This window comes from uncultured Chloroflexus sp. (assembly GCF_937129525.1).
Classification (GTDB): Bacteria; Chloroflexota; Chloroflexia; order Chloroflexales; family Chloroflexaceae; genus Chloroflexus.
The window spans coordinates 25538-47321 of sequence record NZ_CAKZNK010000033.1; the positions used below are offsets into that span (position 1 = coordinate 25538).

General features: G+C 57.8%; 15 protein-coding genes. 13 read left to right on the forward strand and 2 right to left on the reverse strand.

Annotation, left to right across the window (positions count from 1 at the left end):
• Position 1: 1 nt before the first annotated feature.
• Together Q0650_RS03070 and Q0650_RS03075 are read right to left on the reverse strand one after the other, a co-directional pair.
• Positions 2 to 3097, reverse strand: a complete 3096-nt coding sequence (locus Q0650_RS03070) for a PAS domain-containing protein (protein ID WP_298815801.1) — start codon at positions 3095 to 3097, stop codon at positions 2 to 4.
• Between the two features lie 58 nt (positions 3098 to 3155).
• The gene (locus tag Q0650_RS03075) at positions 3156 to 4157 is read right to left on the reverse strand and encodes a small ribosomal subunit Rsm22 family protein (protein WP_298815802.1); all 1002 of its coding nucleotides are present in this window, start codon (positions 4155 to 4157) and stop codon (positions 3156 to 3158) included.
• Between the two features lie 267 nt (positions 4158 to 4424).
• Here Q0650_RS03075 and Q0650_RS03080 point away from each other — a divergent pair, with 267 nt between their 5' ends.
• The 13 genes from Q0650_RS03080 to Q0650_RS03140 all read left to right on the forward strand — a co-directional run bounded on the left by Q0650_RS03080 (position 4425) and on the right by Q0650_RS03140 (position 21477).
• Positions 4425 to 5873, forward strand: a complete 1449-nt coding sequence (locus Q0650_RS03080) for an FAD-binding oxidoreductase (protein ID WP_298815804.1) — start codon at positions 4425 to 4427, stop codon at positions 5871 to 5873.
• A gap of 5 nt (positions 5874 to 5878) precedes the next feature.
• A complete protein-coding gene (locus tag Q0650_RS03085) occupies positions 5879 to 7159 on the forward strand; it encodes an FAD-binding oxidoreductase (RefSeq protein ID WP_298815806.1) in 1281 nt (426 codons plus the stop codon).
• A gap of 84 nt (positions 7160 to 7243) precedes the next feature.
• Entirely contained in the window at positions 7244 to 9901 is a 2658-nt protein-coding gene (locus Q0650_RS03090) for an FAD-binding oxidoreductase (RefSeq protein ID WP_298815808.1), read from the forward strand.
• Positions 9898 to 11298, forward strand: a complete 1401-nt coding sequence (locus tag Q0650_RS03095) for a (Fe-S)-binding protein (protein WP_298815812.1) — start codon at positions 9898 to 9900, stop codon at positions 11296 to 11298. The genes Q0650_RS03090 and Q0650_RS03095 overlap by 4 nt, the downstream gene beginning before the upstream one ends.
• A 383-nt stretch (positions 11299 to 11681) precedes the next feature.
• Positions 11682 to 14795, forward strand: a complete 3114-nt coding sequence (locus Q0650_RS03100) for a TAT-variant-translocated molybdopterin oxidoreductase (protein WP_298815814.1) — start codon at positions 11682 to 11684, stop codon at positions 14793 to 14795.
• 49 nt (positions 14796 to 14844) lie between these two features.
• On the forward strand, positions 14845 to 15450 hold the full coding sequence (locus Q0650_RS03105; RefSeq protein ID WP_298815816.1) for a cytochrome c: 606 nt from the start codon (positions 14845 to 14847) through the stop codon (positions 15448 to 15450).
• Between the two features lie 24 nt (positions 15451 to 15474).
• Positions 15475 to 16137, forward strand: coding sequence for a cytochrome c3 family protein (locus Q0650_RS03110; protein WP_298815818.1), 663 nt, complete (start codon positions 15475 to 15477; stop codon positions 16135 to 16137).
• A gap of 13 nt (positions 16138 to 16150) precedes the next feature.
• On the forward strand, positions 16151 to 16555 hold the full coding sequence (locus Q0650_RS03115; RefSeq protein ID WP_298815820.1) for a hypothetical protein: 405 nt from the start codon (positions 16151 to 16153) through the stop codon (positions 16553 to 16555).
• Between the two features lie 42 nt (positions 16556 to 16597).
• The gene (locus Q0650_RS03120; RefSeq protein WP_298815822.1) at positions 16598 to 17425 is read left to right on the forward strand and encodes an SCO family protein; all 828 of its coding nucleotides are present in this window, start codon (positions 16598 to 16600) and stop codon (positions 17423 to 17425) included.
• 45 nt (positions 17426 to 17470) lie between these two features.
• Positions 17471 to 18463: a cytochrome c oxidase subunit II gene (gene coxB, locus Q0650_RS03125; RefSeq protein ID WP_298815824.1), complete on the forward strand. Its 993-nt coding sequence runs from the start codon at positions 17471 to 17473 to the stop codon at positions 18461 to 18463.
• A gap of 4 nt (positions 18464 to 18467) precedes the next feature.
• Positions 18468 to 20126: a cytochrome c oxidase subunit I gene (ctaD, locus tag Q0650_RS03130; RefSeq protein ID WP_298815826.1), complete on the forward strand. Its 1659-nt coding sequence runs from the start codon at positions 18468 to 18470 to the stop codon at positions 20124 to 20126.
• A 205-nt stretch (positions 20127 to 20331) separates the two neighbouring features.
• Positions 20332 to 21105 (forward strand): cytochrome c oxidase subunit 3, encoded by a 774-nt coding sequence (locus tag Q0650_RS03135; RefSeq protein WP_298815828.1) that lies wholly within the window; start codon positions 20332 to 20334, stop codon positions 21103 to 21105.
• Between the two features lie 9 nt (positions 21106 to 21114).
• Complete coding sequence (locus Q0650_RS03140; protein ID WP_298815830.1) at positions 21115 to 21477, forward strand: cytochrome C oxidase subunit IV family protein; 363 nt, start codon at positions 21115 to 21117, stop codon at positions 21475 to 21477.
• Positions 21478 to 21784 lie beyond the last annotated feature (307 nt).

A 21784-nucleotide genomic window follows, 5' to 3' on the forward strand; every position in this document is an offset into this window, starting at 1 on the left:
ATTATCGTTCCAGGGCTTGCTGTACGGCTACCTCTAGCGCGCTCGCGCGAAACGGTTTCTCAATCAGGGGGGCATCGCTCAAGTCTTTGCCCTGTAAAGCGGCAAAACCGCTCATATAGAGCACTTTTATGGTGGGCGCAATCTGAAGTGCCGCCGTGGCCAGTTCCTGACCATTCATCTCGGGCATCACTACATCGGTGATCAGCAGATCGAACCTTTCAGCCTGCAAGATCGATAGCGCCGCGCGGCCATCCTGAGCCGATGATACAGTGTAGCCAAGATTGATCAGGGTTGCGACCGTCATGCGCAACAGATCGGGATCGTCGTCAACGACCAGAATGCGCGCATCGCGGCGGACAGTCGGCGCTGGTGAAACGGCTGGTTCGTCAGCTATTTGCGCGGCGCACGGCAAATACAGGCGCACGGTGGTGCCAAGATGAGAGGTCGAATAGATCTGAGCTGTTCCGCCCGACTGGCGGGCAAAGCCGTAAACCATTGGCAGACCGAGGCCGGTGCCGCGTCCGCGTTCTTTAGTGGTGAAAAACGGCTCAAAGGCGCGCTCGGCCACTTCAGGTGACATCCCGCTGCCGGTATCGACCACATCGATCACGATGTAGCAACCGACTGGCAAAATTGCCAGCAGCAGTATATCTTCGCTGGTGACCTGAATCTCTCTGATCTTAATCGTCAACTTACCGCCCTGCGGCATAGCATCGCGGCTATTGATCACCAGATTGAGCAAGGCTGCCTCCAGGCCGGCCCGGTCAGCCCGTGCCGGTCGGTTCGTCTGCGCGATCAGTTCAACCTTGATCGCTGATCCAATCGTGACCTGGATCAGCGGCAAAAATTCTTGCAAGACCAGAGCGACATCGATTGTTGTGGGCGCCAGGGGTTGCCTGCGGGCCACCGCCAGGAGACTTCTGGTCAGTTCAGCGCCGCGCAAGGCTGCTTTGAGCGCCGCTTCCACCAGGCTGCGCGCCGATTCATCGCCCTGCCAGTCGGTCAGTGATAGATCGAGATTGCCGATAATAATGCCGAGCAGATTATTGAAATCGTGCGCCAGTCCGCCGGTCAGTAAGCCCAATGCTTCGAGTTTCTGGGTTTCGCGAATGCGTTCGTCAAGCTGCTTTCGTTCCGTAATATCGCTAAGCGCGCCGACCATCCGCGTTACCTTGCCATCGGCATCGCGCAAGGCCTCACCGCGGGCCAGGATCCAGCGGTATCGGTCGTCTCGGTAACGCATGCGAAATTCCATATTAAACGGTTCAAGACCGGCAAAGTGGCGATCAATCGCTTTGGTGACTGCCGGCCAATCATCGGGATGAATCCGCTCAAAGAAGGTTGTGATCGTGTTGGGTAGCTCGTCGGCGCCAAAACCGAACATCGCTTTCCACTGTGGCGACAGATACGTCACTCCGTTGATGATGTCCCAATCCCATACGCCATCCTGAACGGCGCGTTCGGCGAGTGTATAACGCTCCTCGCTGACACGCAGTCGCTCGGCGATGAGGTGTTGCTCGATTACCGGTCCGGCCAGGTGACTTACAAACTGCAACAGGGCGGCGTCTTCGCTCTGTGGTGCCGCTCCGCGCGCCGACCAGACCGTGAACGCGCCGATAACGGCGCCTCCCGCGCCTTGAATCGGTTCGGCCCAGCAGGTCGTAAAGCCACTGTCTTGCGCAATGGCGGCGTATTCCATCCAGCCGGGTTCAGCGTTCAAGTTCGGCGTAACGATCCGCTGCCGGTCAAACAATGGCTTCCAGATCGATGCTTCATCCGTCGAGTCGCTCTGTTCGAGCAGGCTGACCAGCGCTGATGACAGGTTAGGCGCTATGACCCGACCAGGTCGTTGTGTAGCGGTGTCAAAGAGCACAATTGCGCAGCGCGTGTCAGGTTGCTCATCTTCGAATGCTGCAATCAATGTATTCATAAGCGCAGGCAAACTTTCACCTCCTAACAGGCTGGTGAAGAGCTGAACCCGCAATCGCTCGCGCAATTCGAGCCGTTTCAATGCGCTGATGTCGGTATGGGTTCCCAGCATCCGCACCGGATTGCCCACTTCATCGCGTTCGACAATTGCGCCAACTGATAGAATCCACTTCCAACCCCCCTGTTGCATCCGCGAGCGATATTCGACCCGGTATTCAGGAAGCTTTCCGGCCATATAATCGGCGTAAATTTGAGACACCACCGGCTCGTCGCTCGGATGCAGTCGCTCACGCCAGCTTTGCGTGGTTTCGATAAAACTGGCCGGATCAAACCCAAGCATCGTTGCGTACTCGGCATTAACAATGGTTTCACCGCTGCGCACATCCAAATCGTACAATCCCTGGTTGGCTGAGCGCAAGGCCAGCTCTAGCCGACGGGCATTGATTTGCAGCGTTTGCAGACTTTGGTATTCGGCGGTAACGTCGGTAAAGAAGAAGAATATCAAATGCTGGTCATTGCCATATCTACCGCCTGGAGCGATGTTGCAATAGAATGTGGAACCATCGCGGCGCCGGCATACGACATTGAGTAGCGGTGTCTTATCACCCGCACTCATTCGCTCAAAGGCTTCAATTATTACCGCGTGGGCTTCAGCCGGGTGCAGGTCTTCGACGAGAAGCGTCATCATTTCGGTGGCAGTGTAACCGAAGAGCAGGTTCATAAACGGATTCGACCAGCGTACCTGCCGGCTGCCCACTTCAGCTTCGATCACACCATGCGGGGCCTGTTCCACCATGGCGCGCAACCGGCGCATTTCCCGACCGGCCATGCGCTGCTGGCGTAATTCCCGCTGAGCAATGAACGGCAGGCGGCGCAACTCATTGTCGCGCACCAGATCTGTAATGGCCGGTTCATTAACAAATTGCTCGATCTCGTATTCATCAGGCGAGCAGACAAGAACCAGCGGAATCCCGACTGGCATGCCATACCGCGCTGCCGGTCGGCAAATGATGCATGTCGGGGTATTGTCGTCAAGCTGAGCAAGCAGGTCACTGAAGTTAGAGACAAATCTACCGACAAGTTGAGGGAAGGGGATCAGGGTTTGAGTGATCGACTCACGCAAATCGTCAATAGCGAAGAAAAGAAGGTCGGCGCGAGGTTCGGACATGGCAGTATCCTTAAAACTGTACCGAAGCGATAGATCGCGCCGGGTATCTGGTATTATATCATTTCCCTTCAGAATTACCTCTGTCCAGCGATGGATAGCTATCCCATCCGTCACCCCAACCGCTATCGCGCGCCCGACGCCATGCCTCACCCTGACTGCGGGTAACTGTGATCTGTTGCAGACCTTGCGCCGTGCAAACCTGGAGTTCGATCCGACCACTATGAATGATCGGGTGGCGCGTGATACGGCCACCGGTCAATGGTTGACCGCGACGCGCTGCGATCAGGTAGGCAAATTTCTCGTCTTCAAACGGGGCTGCCGCGCCTTTCAGCCGGCGGAGAAAGGCCGGTCGCGCAATTCGTTGGGCAAAGTGACACCAGTCGCCTCTGGCAGCTAGCGGGCAGTCGGCGGTATGCGGACAGGGAGCCAGCAGGATCGCCTCGCGCTTGATCAATTCGCTGCGTAGGTTGAGGATGGTTGCATGACCGGATGGCGTTCCTGGCTCGACCAGCACTAACGCGCCGGTCGTCGCTTTCCATAGCCGGCTCAGCAAGATTGCGCGCGCTGACGGTTCGATCTCGCCGAAGACATATCCTGCTACCACCAGATCGCTCTCTGGGAGACGGTCAAGGCTCAGCACATCACTCCGCTGCCACGTGATGGTGGGTAAGTCTGCCCCGGCTGTGAGTTGTTCGCCAATCCGCGCCATTGCCGGCTGCCGTTCGATAGCCACAATCCGGCGCAGCGAAGGCCATTGCTCAGCAGCGGCCCAAATTGCAGCGCCACTACCCGCGCCGATGTCAAGCATCCGGGAAGGAATGAAATCGGGTTGCGCTTCCGCCAGTCGGCGGAAGGCGGCGCGCAGCGCAGCATAGGTTGCCGGCATCCGCCAGGCCGCATATGCGATTGCTTGCAGTGGCGAGGCAATCGCTGGCGCCTGCCCGGCCTCGGCGGTACGGTAGCGGTTCGAGAGAGTGGCTGCCGCCTGTTCAAGCGTAGCGCTCGCCTGACTGGCAATCATCCGCTCAAGCGCTCGTTGTAACGTTGCCGGTAATTGCATAGGCTTACTCGTATATGATTATTTAGTGATAAAAGCTGCTGTTGTTCATTCAGTATTACCCTTGCCATCTACTGCGATCACGCAGCCAGAAGCCGACACTTCCGTTTAGTGACGGCTTAGACGTAACCGTATACTATAGCAGAAATGGCCCGTCCTGTACATCAGATCACAGGGGATTATGGTATACTACAAGCATAAAGTCTGTTTTCATAAGCGTTCCCTATCTAAAGACCCGTCATAGTGGCCCCGTGGCCGCAGGAGTGCGGAATGAATCGTGCTGAACTGATCGCAGAGCTAGAGCGAATCCTTGGCCCGCGCGGCGTGGTCGCTCATCCCGATGCGTTGTATACCTATGACGCTGACGGATGCGTGATGGATACGCACGAGCCGCACGTGGTAACGTTGCCAACCAGTGCCGAGCAGGTGTCCGCTATCGTTCGCCTGGCTGCGCGCGTCGGTATGCCAATTGTCCCACGTGGCGCCGGTACTGGCCTGTCCGGTGGAGCAACCCCAATGCGGGGAGGGATCGTGATCTCCACGGCTCGCATGGACAAGATCCTTCAGGTCGATACAGCCAATGGCCGCGTTCTCTGCCAGCCGGGAGTGATTAACTGGGAGCTGTCACAATATCTGAAGCCGTTTGGTTATCAGTTTGCGCCCGATCCCTCGTCACAGAAAGCCTGTACGATTGGCGGCAATATCGCCAATAACTCCGGCGGCCCTCACTGTCTGAAATATGGCATTACCGCCAGTCATGTGCTGGCGGTGCAGGTTGTGTTGCCCGATGGCTCGATTATCTGGACGGGTGACGGTAGTTCCTATTTACCCGGCTACGATCTGACTGGCGTTATTACCGGATCAGAAGGCACTATCGGTTTTGTGACCGCAGCCTGGTTGCGTCTCACCCGCCTACCCGAGGCAGTGCGCGTAGTGCTGGCGCTCTTCCCCGAGATAGCCGGCGCCTCCAGTACAGTCTCGCAGGTGATTGCGAGCGGTCTGTTGCCGGCAGCTCTCGAAATTATGGATCGGCTGGCGATCAAGGCGGTCAACGATATGTACCGGCTGGGTTTGCCGGAAGCAGCCGGCGCAGCGTTATTGATTGAGGTTGATGGCGTTGAAGATGGATTGGATGAGCTGCTCAACGATGTGACCGCAATTTGCTGGCGTAACGGCGCAATCGATGTGCGCCCCGCCCGCACTATCGCCGAGCAAAACCAGGTCTGGGCTGCGCGCAAGAATGCGTTTGGCGCGATGGGTCGCCTTGCGCCGACCTACTACCTCGTTGATACCGTTGTGCCGCGCACCAAATTGCCCCAGACAATGGATGAAGTTGGTCGTATCTCGCGCGAGTTTCGGCTGCCGATTGCCAACGTCTTCCACGCTGGTGATGGGAACCTCCATCCGATTATCCTCTTTGATCGCCGTGATCGCTCGCAAAATCAACGCGCGCTGGAAGCAGCTACCAGCGTTATGAAAGTCAGTATCGATTTTGGTGGGGTGATTAGTGGTGAGCACGGGATCGGCGTCGAAAAGCAAGATTATATGACTTTGCTCTTCTCGACCGATGATCTGGCGGCAATGGCCGGTCTCCATCAGAGTTTTGATCCGCGCGATCTGTTCAATCCGGGGAAGGTCTTTCCCAAAGGACGCGGTTGTGGCGAACTGGCTGCCTTGCGTCGCTCAGGAATAGCCTGGAGCGCTTTGAAATCGAGTTAATCCAAATGGATCTGACGATATTACGCACTGATCTTGCCGGCATTAGCGGTGAACAGCATGTGCGCGAACACCCTGCCGATCGCGTGATCTACGGCCAGACGCCGTTGCTGGCCGTGGCTCCTGGTTCACTCGAAGAACTGTCACAGGTCGTGGCTCGTCTTGCCGCTGAGCCGGTGGCGATGGTACCGTGGGGGGGTGGCACCCAGCAGACGTGGGGACGGCCACCTGCGCGACCGTTTGTTGTGGTTGAAACCAATCGCCTGAATCGGATTCTCGACTATACCCCTGATGATTTGACCATTTCAGTCGAAGCCGGAATCACGCTGGATGCGCTCAGAGCCGCGCTGGCTGCAAACGGTCAGATGTTGCCGCTCGATAGCCCGTTGCCGGCGCAGGCGACGATTGGTGGGTTGCTGGCAACTGCCATGGATGGCCCGCGGCGGCTAGGGTATGGCTCGGCGCGTGATCTGCTGATCGGCATTCGCGTGGTTGAAGCGACTGGTCGGGTCTCGAAGGCCGGTGGGATGGTGGTGAAGAATGTCAGCGGCTTCGATATGATGAAACTCTACCTGGGCAGCTTCGGCACGCTAGCAATTATCGCTTCCGCCAATTTCAAACTCATTCCCCAACCGCGAGCGGCAGCCAGCATCCTGTGTCGTGCCCAAACGCCAGCGCCGCTATGGAAGCTGGTTAATGCCATTGCCGCCAGTCAGCTTGTGCCGGTGGCAGTTGAGTATCTCGAGGGTATTGCGGCCATCGATGCCCCGTTTGCGCTCACCGTTGCCAGCGAGGGATTGCCGGCGGCAGTCGAACGACATCTGCGTGATGTGGCTGCGTTTGCGCAACAAGCTGGAGTGAGCACCGAGGTCTTGCGCGATGCTGACCATGCGCAGTTGTGGTCGATGATCAACGATGTGCCGCAAACAGCGGCGCCTGCCGTTGATGAACTGGTGACCCGGGTAACGTGCCTGCCCGCCGATTTGAACAGGGTGCTGACCGCCGCCCGCGCAGCAGCTCGTGAGGCTGACCTCTCGTTACAGATTACGGCCCGCGCGCTCAATGGTATTGCCTATCTGCGCGCGCGTGGACAAACCACTGCCTTGCGTTTATGGCATACTGCGTTGCTCAAGGTCGCGCCGCATACCACCCTACTCGCCACGCCGCCGGCCCTGGTTGCGGAGTTGCCGGCCTTCGGCGCGCAGATCGTCAATCTCGATCTGATGCAGCGCATCAAGCAAGAATTCGATCCTGACCAGTTGCTGAATCCGGGTCGGTTTGTGGTATAGCCCAGATCGCGCGCTACAATGGTGGCTTCAACGGATCCGATCCAGGCCAAGCCTGAGTTAACCGGTTGAGAGGAGAGCAGACAGGTGACGACCGTCGCTGCGTCACAAGCCCTGATCGATGAACTGCGCGCTGCGCTTGGCGCCCGCGCGGTCTTGACTGCGCCAGAAGATCTGCTGACCTATGACGCCGATGGCAGCATGATCGTTTCGCATTCGCCTGATGTGGTGGTGTTGCCCGAAACTGCCGAACAGGTTGCCGAGGCGGTGCGGCTGGCTGCGCGCGCCGGTATGCCGATCGTCGCCCGCGGCGCCGGTACCGGGGTTGCCGGCGGCGCAGTGCCACTGCGCGGTGGTATGCTGATCAGCACTGCTCGCATGGATAAAATCCTGGCGGTGGATATTCGCTCGCGAATTGCCATCGTGCAGCCCGGTGTGGTGAACGCCGACCTGAATACTAAATTGGCCCCGCTTGGTTATCAGTTTGCGCCCGATCCCTCCTCGCAACGCGCCAGCACTATCGGCGGCAACATTGCCACCAACGCCGGCGGCCCCCATTGCCTCAAATATGGCGTTACCAGCAATCATGTGCTGGCCGTCGAAGTGGTTGATTATACCGGCCATCGTTACTGGACTGGCAATGGGGTGCTCGATCCGGTTGGTTATGATCTGACCGGCTTGATAGCCGGGAGCGAAGGTACGCTGGGCGTGGTGACGGCGGCAATGGTGCGCCTGACCCCCCTGCCAGAAGCGGTGCGCGTCGTCCTGGCGCTCTTTCCGACGGTAGTGGCCGCTGCGGCTGCGGTGAGTGCGGTCATTGCCGCCGGTTCATTGCCCACCTCGCTTGAGGTGATGGATCACAACGCGATTCGGGCTGTCAACAACGCCTACAACCTGGGATTGCCCGAAGATACTGGCACAACGGCGTTGATCATCGAAGTCGATGGCGTCAACGATGGTCTCGATGACCAGCTCGATCAGATTATCGCCATCTGTCGCGCTCACGGCGCCTTCGATCTGCGTCCGGCCCGCGATCCGGCTACGCAGGCCCGCGTCTGGACAGCGCGCAAGTCTGTGGCCGGCGCTATCAGACGGCTGGCTCCGGCGTATTATCTGGTTGATACAGTGGTACCGCGTACCCGGCTGCCGCTGATGATGGAACACGTCGAACGATTGCGGGTTGAGTATGGCATGGAGGTGTGCAACGTCTTTCATGCCGGTGACGGTAATCTGCATCCGCTTGTGCTCTACGATCCGCGTGATCCTGATCAGCGTCGCCGCGCTCACGACATTGCCGCCAGTGTGCTCGAGATCAGTATCGAACACGGTGGTGTTGTCAGTGGTGAGCACGGTATCGGCCTGGAAAAGTGTGAATACCTCTCGCGTTTCTTCTCGCCGGCAGAGCTGCAATTGCACGCCACAATCCATCAGGTTTTCAATCCAGGTGGCCTGTTCAACCCGGCTAAAATCTTTCCGCCCGATACGACGCCGGCGACATTGGCGGCTGCGCGCGCCGAACGGTTGCAGCGCTGCGATCCGGCCCGTGCCGTTGCTGCGCCTGCCCCCGGTGCACTGGTTGCGCCTGCCACACCGGCTGAAGCTGCTGCAATCATCAATGCCTGCCATCACGCCGGTCTGGTTGTCATCCCTACCGGGGGCATGACCGCGCGCTCGGCGACAGCGGTGACGGTTTCAACTGCTAACTGGCGCGGTCCTCTTATGTATGAGCCAGATGATTTGACGATCAAAGTGGCTGCTGGCACGACGCTGGCCGAATTGCAAGCTATGCTCACCCCTCATCGTCAGATGCTGCCGCTCGATGTTGCCGATCCACAGCGCAGTCTGGGTAGTCTGGTGGCGACTGCGGTCGACGGCCCACGCCGGTTGGGCTACGGCTCGTTTCGTGATTGGGCGCTGGCGCTCGAGGTGATCGAGCCAGACGGCGAACAGGTGCGCCTTGGCGCGCAGGTGGTGAAAAATGTGACCGGTTACGATCTGGTCAAGCTTTACGTGGGTAGCGCCGGTACACTTGGCCTGATCACGGCAGTGGCGCTAAAAGTCTTTCCCCTGCCACCGGCCAGCGCGACACTCATAGCGCGTTTGCCGACAGTAACCGCAGCCTGCGCGTTGATCGATGCGCTGGCTGCTAGTCGCCTCCTTCCCACCGCCGTAGAATATCTGGCCGATGCCGATGGGATGGTGGTAGCGCTGCGCGCTGAAGGGCATCCTGCCGCAGTTGAACGCCATTTGCGCGAAGCGACGGAACTAGCCCATCAGCAGGGTGGCGTGGTAACTGAAGCGCGTGAGGCGGCTGAAACGGCCTTTTGGCAACAGACGGTTGCTCGCTACGCTCCGGTAATCGATCAAACCCTCTTGCGGCTAAGCGTCTGGCCGGCTCGCCTGGCTGCCGCGCTGCACACAATTGAGCAAGCAGCGCAACGTCAGCATGTGGCAGTAAGCGTGACTGCCCATGCGCTCAGCGGCATCATCTATCTGCAACTGTCCGGCGATCTGGCTGCGGTAGCGGCCTGTCACGCCGAATTATTTGCGGCGTTTCCGCAAACTCGTTTGCTCGCTGCGCCGTCCGGCTATAGCTCACCAGTGCCGGTGTGGGGTCAACCTCCCGCTGCGATCAACTGGATGCGCGCCCTCAAAGTAGCTATTGATCCGCACCAGCGGATGCATCCAACTGGGTTCTGGTTTGCTGACAGCTCTGTTAACATACGAGAGGAGAACAACCCGTGACCGTCACTCAACCATCGTCACCACCTGCGCAGCCGGTCATTCCGTTGATCGGCTTTAGCGCGAAAGATAAACCAAGTTCTGACATTATCAATACCTGTGTCCATTGTGGATTGTGTCTGTCATCATGCCCAACCTATCGCGAAACAGGACTGGAGATGGCGTCACCCCGTGGACGCATCTATCTCATGAAAGCGGTAGATGAGGGCCGGATCAGTCTGGCCAGTGAAGTCTTTCAAGAGCAGATGAGTCTTTGTCTCAACTGTCGCGCCTGTGAAGCGGTGTGTCCGTCAGGCGTGCAGTATGGCGCGATCCTCGAAGCCAGCCGGGCGCAGATCGAGCAGGCTCGCGCCGGGAAAGCGGGGCCGCCGGCCACTCCTGGCGCGCCAGAGCCAAAGTTACCGCCGCGTCCACTCTGGCAGCGCGCGTTGCGTGGCGCAGTCTTCGGGGTCTTATTCAAACGCATGGAAGTTTTTCGCCTCTTCTCGGCGATGATGCGCCTCTACCAGCGCAGCGGCGCGCAGTGGATCGCGCGCAAGAGTGGTATCCTCAAACTGCTCGGCCTGTCCGACACCGAAGCAATGTTGCCGCCGATCAGCGATCGCTTCAGCGTGCCGCAGGGTCAGATATTGCCGGCAGAAGGCGAGCGACGCTACAGTGTTGCGCTCCTTACCGGCTGCATCATGAGCACCGCTTTTGCTCATGTCCACGAAGCGACGATTCGCGTGTTGCGCAAGAACGGTTGTGAAGTGATCATTCCACCTGATCAAGGCTGTTGTGGCGCCTTGCACACGCACGGCGGCGATCTCGATGGTGGGCGCGAACTGGCGCGGCGGAATATTGCCGCCTTTGAAGGGTTAGGGGTTGATGCGATCATCGTAAATGCTGCCGGCTGTGGCAGCACTCTGAAAGAGTACGGTCACCTTTTACACGACGATCCGGCGTGGCGTGAGCGAGCCGAACGGTTTAGCGCCAAAGTCAAGGATGTGCATGAATTTCTGGCCGGGATCGACTTCAACCGCAGTGCCCTGGGTCGACTCAACCTGACCGTCACCTATCAGGAGCCATGCCATCTCGTCCATGCGCAGCGGATTAGCGCGCAACCGCGCGTCTTGCTCACGGCAATTCCTGGTCTGACCCTGAAAGAGATGCCCGAATCGTCGCTCTGTTGCGGGAGCGCCGGCATTTACAACGTGACCCAACCCGAAATGGCAATGAGTCTCGGCGCGCGCAAGATCGATAATGCGCTTACTACCGGGGCCGAGATCATTGCTACCGCTAATCCCGGCTGCGCTTTGCAACTGGCCGGCGAATTGCGTCGGCGCGGCAAAGATGTACAGGTGCGTTATATTATCGAATTGCTCGATGAGTCGTATCGAGTCTTCGCAGCTACTCCCTGACAATTCTGGCAAGCGATTTCTAACAGTCCTGTGCAGCGAAACCGCGATGGATTTGCGCTGCACAGGGCTTGTTCATGTTGCGCGTTTACTGCAAGGTATGCTACTATAATTGCACTAATTGGCACAAATATCGCTCCATTGCGCTCACAACGTCACCTGGAGCCGCGCAGAAGTCTGCAGATCAGTTACGATAACTCGACCCCGGATCGTCTGTCTGGAAGAAATACCATTCCTGATAGATACCAAATTGAGATGCAGGAAGTATCAGGTTCGTAACATTGATCGAGCATACTTCTGCTATAATCGAGAGCGATAAGCTGTGCCTAAAATCACAAGTTTGAGGGCGGATTTGGAACCGCTGTTTATCTAGTCTGGCCACGCCAATGAGTGAGATCAATCTTCACCCTGCCGCGCGCGAAATTGAAGCGGCGCGCGCACAACTCCAACAGGCGCGGGGCAAGCAGTTCTGGCGCTCGCTCGACCAGTTAGTCGATACGCCGGCCTTTCGGGAACTGATTGCGCGTGAGTTTCCGCAAGGCGCGAGTGAGCTGGCCGATCCGGTGTCGCGTCGCACCTTCCTCAAATTGATGGGTGCATCGCTGGCGCTAGCCGGCCTGTCAGGCTGTACATTTGCCATCAAGCAACCGCAAGAACAGGTAGCGCCGTTCGCCCGTGCTCCCCGTGATCAGATACCCGGTATTCCCAATTTTTACGCGACTGCAGTTACGCTCGATGGGTTTGCGCTTGGCGTGACGGTAAAGAGTCGCGAAGGGCGTCCAGTGAAGATCGAGGGCAATCCGGCCCATCCAGCCAGTCTGGGGGCGACAGATGCTTTTGCGCAGGCAGAGCTGCTGGCGCTCTACGATCCTGAGCGGCCTGAAACGGTGCGGCGCCAGGGCCTGATCAGCACGTGGGAGGCCTTCGTTACCGCTATCACCGAGACGTTGCAGGTACAGCGCGCCTTGCAGGGGCAAGGGATGCGTCTGTTGACGCCGACGATTACCTCGCCGACACTGCGCGCTCAGATCGAAGAGCTGCTGACCAATTTCCCGGCAGCGCGCTGGATTCAGTTCGATCCGGTTGGGCGGAGCAACACCTACGCTGGTGCCGCACTGGCTTTTGGCGCTCCTTATGAGCCGCGCTACAACTTTGCTGTCGCCGATGTCGTGCTCGCTCTTGACGCTGATTTCGTCAGCGAAGGCCCTGGGCGCGTGCGCTATGCCCGCGATCTGATGCAGCGCCGGCGCGTCCGGGCTGGGACGGAATCGATGAGCCGGTTGTATGTCGCCGAACCGGTCTTCTCACCGACTGGCGCAATTGCTGATCATCGCCTGGCTGTGCCAGCAGGTTTGATCGGTCAGATCGCTGCGGCAGTCGCTCAAGGTTTGGATGTATCGGCAGTTGCGCCGGCAACCGGTCTGACAGCGACCCAGCAGCAGTGGGTGGATGCAGTCGTCGCCGATCTGCGTCGCGCTGGCAATCGAGCAGTGGTGGTGGTTGGCGAGGCCCAGCCGCCGGTAGTCCACGCAATTGCGCACGCGATCAATCTTCAGCTTGGCGCAGTGGGCACGACCATTGAGTATACCGAACCGGTTGCCCAGCCGACTGATCCCCAGGCGCTCGCCGAACTGGTCAACGACCTGCGCGCCGGTAGCGTTGAGCTGCTGGTCATTATTGACAGCAATCCGGCCTTCACTGCGCCCGCCGATCTCGGTTTTGCCGAAGCGATGCGACAGGCCAAGCAGGTTGTGGCGCTCAATCCCTACGAAGACGAGACCGCAGCGCTGGCAACGTGGTTTATCCCGCTGTCTCATCCGCTCGAGTCCTGGTCGGATGCGCGCGCCTATGATGGTACTGCCAGTATCGTGCAGCCGTTGATCAGCCCACTGTATAGCTCGCGCACTGCTCACGAGTTGCTGGCGGTGCTGAATGGCAACATCGGCGCGACCGATTACGACCTTGTGCGGGCTTACTGGCAACAGCAAACCGGGTTGGAAGATGCCGCCGCTTTTGACGACTTCTTCAAGCGCGCACTGAGCGCCGGCGTTATTGAAGAATCTCGCTTTGCGCCGGTGTCGGTAACACTTGTGCCGGATCTCCGTCTGCAAGCGCCGACTCCCTCGGACGGCATCGAACTGATCTTCCGTCCCGATCCGGCAATCTGGGATGGGCGCTTTGCCAATAATGGCTGGTTGCAAGAACTGCCTCGCCCAATGACCAAGCTAACCTGGGATAACGCCGCGCTGGTCAGCCCGCGCACGGCGATCCGCTTGCTTAACCTGCCCTTCGATCCGGCCAGCCTGACTGCCCCTGGCCGTGCCCGTGAACAGGCGCTTGAGCGGTTGGCTGGTGAAAACGGGCGGATGATAGATGTCACAACCCCGGTAGGGACGTTGCGCCTGCCGATCTGGATTGTGCCCGGTCACGCTGATGACACAATCACAGTGACATTAGGGTACGGTCGCAGCCACGGTGGTCGCGTGGCTGAAGGCGCCGGCTTCAATACCTATCGCCTGCGCCAGAGCGCCAGCCCGTGGCTGGTATCTGGTGTGACGGTGACGGCGACTAACGAGCGCTATCTGCTGGTCAGCACCCAGGATCACTGGACGCTGGAAGGGCGTGATGTTGTGCGCGCTGGCGAATTTGCCCGCTTCAAGGAAGACCCGAAGTATATTGCGAAAGAGGTCTACACCGAGAAGTATGGCTCGCCGGAGCAGAAGCCGAAGTACCAGTCGTTGCTCCCCGGTTTCGACTATAGCACCGGCAACCAGTGGGGCATGGTCATTGATCTGTCAGCCTGTATTGGGTGTAATGCCTGTGTGGTTGCCTGCCAGGCTGAAAATAACATTCCCATCGTCGGCAAGGAAGAGGTGGCACGCGGGCGCGAGATGCACTGGATCCGCATCGATCGCTACTACGCCGGCGAAGATCTCGACAATCCCGAAGCGTATATGATGCCGATGACCTGTGCGCACTGCGAGCAGGCGCCATGCGAGCTGGTATGCCCGGTGGCGGCGACTGTGCATGATGCCGAAGGTCTCAACAACATGGTCTACAACCGGTGTGTCGGCACCAAGTACTGCTCGAACAACTGTCCCTTCAAAGTGCGCCGGTTCAACTTCCTCCAGTATAGTGACCTGACCTCTGAGAGTCTGAAGTTGATGCGCAATCCCGAAGTGACGGTGCGCAACCGGGGCGTAATGGAAAAGTGCAGCTACTGTGTGCAACGCATCAGCGCTGCGCGCATCCGCGCCAAGGTTGAGGGCAATCGGCCCATTCGCGATGGCGAGGTTGTCACTGCCTGTCAGCAAGTCTGCCCGACCGAAGCAATTATCTTCGGCAATATCAACGATCCGAACAGCCAGGTGGCTCAGATCAAGCAACAACCGCACAATTACACGGTGTTTGATGAGCTGAATCTCAAGCCGCGCACGAGCTATCTGGCCCGGGTGCGCAATCCTGGTGAGGGGCTTGATGGCGGCCACAGTGCAGGGTAGCAGCAGGCCGGCTGAAGTACCGGTCGGCGTTAGAAACGAGCATAGGCGTATGGTGAACTCTGTTCGCAAGTCATTCTTCACCCGCGTGGCGCGGCTGGCGTGGCTGCCGCTCTGCCTGTTGCTGGTTGCATGCCACGTTGATATGTACGACCAGCCAAAGTACAAGCCAAACGATGTCAGTACGTTCTTTCCCGATGGCCGGGCGATGCAACCACCGCCGGCTAATACGGTGCCATTAAATAGCTATAATCCCGAGTCGCCGCTGATGACCGGGCGGATCGAAGGGCAGTTGGCCGATCAACTGCCACCCGAACTGAAGCTTGATGCCGCCCTGCTGGCGCACGGCCAGTCGCGCTACAACGCCTTCTGCGCGCCGTGTCATGGACTGGTTGGCGATGGGCAAGGCGTCATTGCTTACCGCGGCCCTTTGACCGTGCCCAGTCTGCATAATGATCGCCTGCGCAATGCGCAGATCGGTTATTTCTTTGATGTGATCACCAATGGCATCGGCAAAATGTACAGCTATGCTTCGCGGATCCCGCCTGAAGATCGCTGGGCAATTGCCGCCTACATCCGCGCCCTGCAACTGAGTCAAAATGCCGATGTCGCTTTGTTAAGCGAGGCTGAGCTGCAGCAAGTTAGAGCCGGCCGCTAGGCTAGAGAGCGAGAGACGCGACGTATGTCTGCCCAAATCTTTCCGCGCAATGCAAATGCGATCTTTCTGGCCAGCCTCTTTGGCCTTGTGATGCTGGTGGTTGGTACAATCGCGGCAATGGTCGGATTTTACCTCTCGCCGTGGTACACTGATGTTGGTATTGCCAAGGCCCAGCCGGTTCCATTCAGCCACAAGCACCACGTTAGCGAGCTAAAAATCGATTGCCGCTATTGTCACGCGACGGTTGAAAAGGCGGCAACTGCCGGTTTCCCGGCCACTGAAACCTGTATGTCGTGCCACTCGCAAGTGTGGACAACCAGCCCGTTGCTGGAAGTGGTACGTACCAGTTATCAGACTGGTGAGCCGGTAGTATGGAACCGTATCTATGATTTGCCCGATTTCGTCTACTTTAATCATTCGATCCACGTAGCGAAGGGCATCGGTTGTAGCTCGTGCCATGGCCGAATTGACCAGCAACAACTGGCGGCGAAGGCGCAACCCCTTTACATGGGATGGTGCCTCGGCTGCCACCGCGCGCCAGAAGACTATATTCGCCCCCGCGAGGAAGTCTTCAATATGGAATGGGACGTTAATGCATTGTCGTTGGCTGAGCGCCGGCAGTTGGTGATCGAATATCAGATTCCCACTGATGGCCAGTTAACTAACTGCTTCGTGTGCCACCGCTAGAGGAGAGTTGTACATGAGTCACGCTCATGCCCATAGTGAAGGCCCTTCCGCCGAGAGTCTGGCGCTGAATCACGAAGTGAGCGATGCGCGCTCGCAACCGGTGGTTTGGGGTGTAGTGATCGTATTTGGTGTGCTTATTCTGGCTTTCGTCTTGATGGGAGTCGTGCTGGCATTGACTGCCGGCTCGATTACCGATACCAGCAATACGCTGTCGAATGATGAAGTGACCCAGTTGCAATTGCCGCCGGCGCCGCGACTTGAACAGAATCCCCGCGTTGATGGCGATCGGATTATTACCGAAGCTACCGAACGGCTGGAGAGCTATGGTTGGGTTAACGAGCGCGCCGGACGTGCCCATATTCCGATTGAGCGGGCGATGGAGCTGTTGCTGGAGCATGGCCTCGACGCAGTGAAATAGCCTGCCATCACTAGATTGCGAGTACGTGTCATGCGACGCTGGATGTCTATCGTGTTTATTGGCTGGCTGGCGATCTGGTTGCTAGCGCCAGTAGGGGTGTTTGCCCAGGGCAGCAGGCCAAACCCGGCTGATAGCGTGGCTTTCGAGCAGCGGATGGGTGAACAGGTGCCGCTCGATGCCGTCTTTGTCGATGAACAAGGCACTGAGGTTCGGCTAGGTCAGTTCTTCGTTGCCGGGCAGCCGGTGATTCTTGTGATGAGCTACTACGAGTGCCCGATGCTCTGCTCGTTCGTGCGCGAAGGAGTGCTGGCAGCGCTGCAACAGATAACGCTGAATGCCGGTCGCGATTTTCAAGTGGTAAATATCAGTATCGATCCACTGGAAACGCCCATGATGGCCGCTGGCGTCAAGACACTGACTCTCCAGCGTTATGGCCGTGCTGGGGCAGAACAGGGCTGGCATTTCCTCACCGGCAGCGAAGAGCAAATTCGTCGAGTAGCGGATGCAATTGGCTTTAAGTATGTCTACGATGAAACGATCGACCAATATGCCCATGCAGCCGGGATTGTGGTGTTGACGCCAGAAGGGAAAACTGCTCGTTATTTCTTTGGTATTGAGTTTAATGTCTCCGACCTGCGCCTGGGTATCGTTGAAGCTTCAGCCGGTAAAGTGGGCAATGCTATCGATCAGTTCTTGTTGCTCTGCTACCAGTACAACCCGGTGACCGGCAGCTATACTCCGGCAATCATGACCATTCTGCGCATTGCCGGCGCACTGACGGTGATCGGGATCATTACGATGATTGTGGTCTTAAGTCGCTCGACCCCCGGCGGTAATCTACCGCCGCCACGCGAGTCGGTGCCGGCCTAACGGTAGTAGCGACCGGGGCGGTTGCGCCCCCAGACAGGACGAGGTATGCGCGATTTTCCGTTATTTCCTGAACAGGCGTCAACCTTCGCGAACCAGGTTGACCAGCTCTATTTCTTCCTGGTGGCCCTGAGTCTCATCTTCGCCGGGGTGCTACCGTTCGTCATTCTCTATCTGATCGTTCGTTACCATCGTAGCCAGAAGGTTGATCGCAGCAATCCGGTCGATTCCAATCTGAAACTGGAATTGACCTGGACGTTGATCCCGCTGGCGCTGGTCATGTTGGTCTTCTTCTGGGGCGCGTTCCTCTACGTGCAGATGCGCACGCCGCCAGCTCGCACGCTTGATGTGTATGTGATCGGCAAGCAGTGGATGTGGCACGTGCAGCATCCAAACGGGAAGCGCGAAAATAACGAATTGCATGTTCCGATTGGGCAGCCGGTGAAGCTGATTATGACTTCGCAAGATGTGATTCACAGCTTCTATATCCCGGCGTTCCGTATCAAGCAAGATGTCTTGCCTGGCCGTTATACAATCATGTGGTTTGAGGCGACAAAACCAGGTGAGTATCACCTCTTCTGCGCCGAGTATTGCGGCACTGAGCACTCGTTGATGATCGGGCGTGTGGTGGCCCTGCCGCTGGCCGATTATGAGCGCTGGCTGGCGACACCTGGTCCGGTGGTGCTGCCTGATGGTACCATTGATACAGGACAGGCAATTGTCGCGCCGTCGATCGGCGATCCAATGGCTGCTGCCGGCGCGCGCCTTTTCACCAATCTGGGTTGTCTGGGTTGCCATGCGATGGCCGGTGGTGGCGTGGGACCGAGCTTGCAGGGTCTCTATGGCGCGACTGAGAAACTGGCCGATGGTTCGACCGTCGTGGCCGATGAGAATTATCTGCGTGAGTCGATCCTGAATCCAAACGCAAAAATTGTGGCCGGTTATGCTGCCGTGATGCCATCGTACCAGGGCCAGATTAGCGAAGATCAGCTCAACCAACTGATCGCCTATATTAAGTCGCTCGCCGATACGGGGAACTGAGCCTATGAGCACAATTTCGCTTCCACAGAGCAGCTACATTCGCGATAACTCGCGCACCTTTATCGACTGGTTGAAGTCGTGGCTGTTGACGGTCGATCACAAGCGGATTGCCATTCTTTATCTGCTGTCGATCAACTTCTTCTTCCTGCTCGGCGGCTTGGCCGCCACGCTGGTGCGGGTCGAGTTGATCACGCCGCAGGGCGATCTGATGTCATCTGATGTCTACAACCGGGCGTTTACGCTGCACGGCGTGATCATGGTCTTCTTCTTCCTGATCCCGTCGATCCCGGCTGTATTGGGTAACTTTCTCGTGCCGCTCATGATCGGCGCGCGTGATCTGGCTTTTCCACGCCTTAACCTGCTGAGCTGGTATCTCTATATGATCGGTGGCATCTTTGCCCTGATTGCCGCCGTCTTCGGTGGTGTCGATACTGGCTGGACGTTCTATACCCCATTTACCTCGACCTATTCCAATTCGAATGTGGTCATGTCGATCACAGGCGTGTTCATTATGGGCTTTTCGTCCATTCTGACCGGCCTCAACTTCATCGCTACCATTCACAAGATGCGCGCGCCCGGTCTGACCTGGTTCCGGCTGCCGCTGTTTATCTGGGCTAACTACGCAACCAGTATCATCCAGATCCTGGCGACGCCGGTACTGGGTATTGCCTTGCTGCTGGTGATCGTCGAGCGAGTCTGGGGCGTAGGCATCTACGACCCGGCCTTGGGGGGTGACCCGCTGCTCTTCCAGCATCTCTTCTGGTTTTACTCACATCCGGCGGTCTACATTATGATCTTGCCGGCTATGGGTGTGATTAGCGAGCTGATCAGCACTTTCTCGCGCAAACGCATCTTCGGCTACGAGTTTATCGCCTTTTCGAGTATCGCCATCGCCATCCTTGGCTTCCTGGTCTGGGGCCATCACATGTTTGTGAGTAGTCAGTCGGTCTACGCCGGTCTGATCTTCTCGTTCATCACCATGCTGGTGGCCATCCCTTCGGCGATTAAGGTCTTTAACTGGACGGCAACCCTCTACAAGGGGTCGATCAGCTATCGCACGCCGATGCTCTATGCGCTCGGCTTTATCGGTCTGTTTGTGATTGGTGGTCTCACCGGTATCTTCCTCGGTGTGACTGCCGTGGACTTGCACGTGACCGATACTTACTTTGTGGTTGCGCACTTCCACTATGTGATGGTGGGTGGCACGATCATGGCCTACCTGGGTGGCATTCATTTCTGGTGGCCGAAGATGACCGGGCGCATGTATAACGAGATTTGGGGCAGCATTGCGGCGCTGATCATCTTTGTCGGCTTCAATATGACCTTCTTCCCACAATTCATTCTTGGCTACCTGGGCATGCCGCGACGCTATCACGTCTATCCGCCGGAGTTCCAGATTCTGCATGTGATGAGCACGGCAGGAGCCAGTATTCTGGCAATCGGTTTTATCGTGCCGCTCATCTACCTGGCGATCTCGTTGCGGAAGGGGGCAATTGCCGGCGATAATCCCTGGGGTGCGACCGGTCTTGAGTGGAAGACTTCATCGCCGCCGCCAACTTTCAATTTCGATAAGACGCCGATTGTGACCGAAGAGGCGTATGCCTATCCGCCTGAAGCGGCTGAACGCGATGCTGCATCGTGGCGGCCTGGCTCGCCACTCTAAAATAACAGGCACGACGCAAAGGTGGGTTTGTATAACCGGAAACAGGTTATGGCGGGTCATTATCGGTATGAATTGACCTGACCTGTTTCCGGTGAGGCGGGTAAACCTGACGCTGAGGTGGCGTCGAACATGCCACTGCAAGTGGCCTGCCTTTGTGGCAATCTGAAGGTCAATCTGTTGGTCATTGGACGCAGAGGAGAGAGCGTTGGCAACGATCACACACGAAGAAGCGCACGTGCATGCGCACGGTCCCGAACTGCAACACCAGTTCGAGACACCAGAACAACAAAAAGAGGCAGCTACGTTAGGCATGTGGGCCTTCCTGGTCACCGAAATTATGCTCTTTGGTGGCATTTTTATGGCCTACATCGTCTACCGCTGGGCCTTTCCTGAGGCGTGGGAAGAATCGGCAGCGCTGCTCAATACCCCGCTGGCAACTGTTAATACCGTTGTGCTGCTGGTGAGTTCGTTGACGGTGGCGCTGGCAGTAAATGCCGCTGAAGAGGGCAATAAGCGGCGACTGCTGACGATGCTGGCGCTGACCATGCTGCTGGGTTTGACCTTCCTGGTGATCAAGGGGTATGAGTATAGCGAGAAGTTTGCCCATTGCGCCGGCGCGAAGGATCCGATTAGCTGGATTACCGGTAGTGATTTGCACGAAAGCCACGAGTGCCTGGTGCCGGGGCGCGGATTCCTGTTTCCCGAAGAGCATGGTGCGACGGGCGGTAGCCACGGCGCTGCACACACCGCTTCGATGCAATCTGGTCACCAGCTCTTCTTCTTGCTCTATTTCTGCGCGACCGGTTTGCACGCAATCCACATGATCATCGGGCTAGGAGTGATGAGCGCGATTACGATCATGGCATTGCGCGATCGCTTCTCACCAACATACTTTACTCCGGTCGAGATCGGCGGTCTCTACTGGCACTTGATCGACATCATCTGGGTATTCCTCTTCCCACTCTTTTACCTGGTTTAGGAGGGCGCGATGGCTGAGCAACAACATACCAATGCCCATCACCACGGCGACCGGCATACCCATATCTCACGCGGAACCTATTACCGCGTCTTTGTCGCCCTGATGGTGTTGATGGTGCTGACCGTCGCTGCCTGGTGGGTTGAGAAGAATCTGTTGCACATACCGGGCTGGCTGGCGGTAACAATCGCAATGTCGATTGCGATTGCCAAGACGGTATTGATTGTGCTGTACTTCATGCACGTCAAGATCAGCAGCCGAATGACGCAGGTCTACGCAGCCGGCGCGTTTGTCTGGCTCATCATCCTCTTTGTCATCACAATGGGAGACTACGTAGCCCGCGGTTGGCCGCCCCAACCCGGGCCGTTGCCGTAACCGGTTGGACAAAAACCAGCCAGATGGTTGGCAGCCGATAGGGGCGAAAAATTTTTTCGCACCTATCGGCGCCGTCGTGTTACAGGCGCCGTCGTGATGGCGGTGGTGTTCGGCGCCGTCGCGATGGTGGTGATGTGGTGGTGTCCGGTGCCGTCGTGATGGTGGTGATGGTGATGGTCGGTGCCATTGTCGGCGGCGGGACGTGTGCCGGTGTGTGGATGGCGAAATGGGCCGTGGGCGTGGCCGGGGATGGGGATGGGGCCGTGGGCGTGGCCGGGGATGGGGATGGGGGGCGTGGGCGTGGGCG

Coding starts and splice junctions, on each gene's coding strand:
- Q0650_RS03070 (WP_298815801.1), bottom strand. CDS start 3,097: ATGTCCGAACCTCGCGCCGACCTTCTTTTCTTCGCTATTGACGATTTG.
- Q0650_RS03075 (WP_298815802.1), bottom strand. CDS start 4,157: ATGCAATTACCGGCAACGTTACAACGAGCGCTTGAGCGGATGATTGCC.
- Q0650_RS03080 (WP_298815804.1), top strand. CDS start 4,425: ATGAATCGTGCTGAACTGATCGCAGAGCTAGAGCGAATCCTTGGCCCG.
- Q0650_RS03085 (WP_298815806.1), top strand. CDS start 5,879: ATGGATCTGACGATATTACGCACTGATCTTGCCGGCATTAGCGGTGAA.
- Q0650_RS03100 (WP_298815814.1), top strand. CDS start 11,682: ATGAGTGAGATCAATCTTCACCCTGCCGCGCGCGAAATTGAAGCGGCG.
- Q0650_RS03105 (WP_298815816.1), top strand. CDS start 14,845: ATGGTGAACTCTGTTCGCAAGTCATTCTTCACCCGCGTGGCGCGGCTG.
- Q0650_RS03110 (WP_298815818.1), top strand. CDS start 15,475: ATGTCTGCCCAAATCTTTCCGCGCAATGCAAATGCGATCTTTCTGGCC.
- Q0650_RS03115 (WP_298815820.1), top strand. CDS start 16,151: ATGAGTCACGCTCATGCCCATAGTGAAGGCCCTTCCGCCGAGAGTCTG.
- Q0650_RS03120 (WP_298815822.1), top strand. CDS start 16,598: ATGTCTATCGTGTTTATTGGCTGGCTGGCGATCTGGTTGCTAGCGCCA.
- coxB (WP_298815824.1), top strand. CDS start 17,471: ATGCGCGATTTTCCGTTATTTCCTGAACAGGCGTCAACCTTCGCGAAC.
- ctaD (WP_298815826.1), top strand. CDS start 18,468: ATGAGCACAATTTCGCTTCCACAGAGCAGCTACATTCGCGATAACTCG.
- Q0650_RS03140 (WP_298815830.1), top strand. CDS start 21,115: ATGGCTGAGCAACAACATACCAATGCCCATCACCACGGCGACCGGCAT.